This is a genomic window from Candidatus Skiveiella danica (assembly GCF_022705245.1).
GTDB lineage: Bacteria > Pseudomonadota > Gammaproteobacteria > Burkholderiales > Burkholderiaceae_C > Skiveiella > Skiveiella danica.
On record NZ_JAKJEW010000171.1, the window covers coordinates 1 to 563 of the forward strand.

Annotated in this window: 1 protein-coding gene; it reads right to left on the reverse strand. The window is 68.2% G+C overall.

What is annotated here, in order from left to right:
- On the reverse strand, window positions 1–563 hold a 563-nt coding region (locus ACMUOY_RS20780), incomplete at both ends, for a 3-hydroxyacyl-CoA dehydrogenase family protein (protein WP_413894602.1).

The window sequence follows — 563 nt, forward strand, 5'->3', positions numbered from 1 at the left end:
CTTGGCGCCCTCGTTGACCATGGCCGCCATATAGCGGCGCATGATTTCGTCATGGCTGAAGGCGCGCGGCGTGATGCCCTTCTTTTTCCGCTCGGCATCGACGATGGCCAGCACGTCGGGGTCGTCCTGGCCGGTGCGTGCTCCTTCAGGGTACAGGTACCAGCCGCGCCCGGTCTTCTGGCCATACCAGCCGCGCTCGGCGATGCGGTCGGCCACCTCGACGTAGCGCGCCTTGGGGTCGCGCGTGGCGGCCTTGCGCTTGCGCGTGGCCCAGCCAATGTCGCCGCCGGCCAGATCGCTCACCTGGAACGGCCCCATGGGGTAGCCAAAGCCGCGCACCGCGGCGTCGATGTCGTAGGGGCTGGCGCCGTCCTCCAGCACGTAGTTGGCCGCCTCGCGGTAGACCGCCAGGATGCGGTTGCCGATGAAGCCGTCGCACACGCCGGCGCGCACCGGCACCTTCTTCATGCGCTTGGCCAGCTCGAACGAGGTCACCACCACGTCGGGCGCCACCTTCGATGGCACGACGATCTCCAGCAGCTTCATGATGTTGGCCGGGCTGA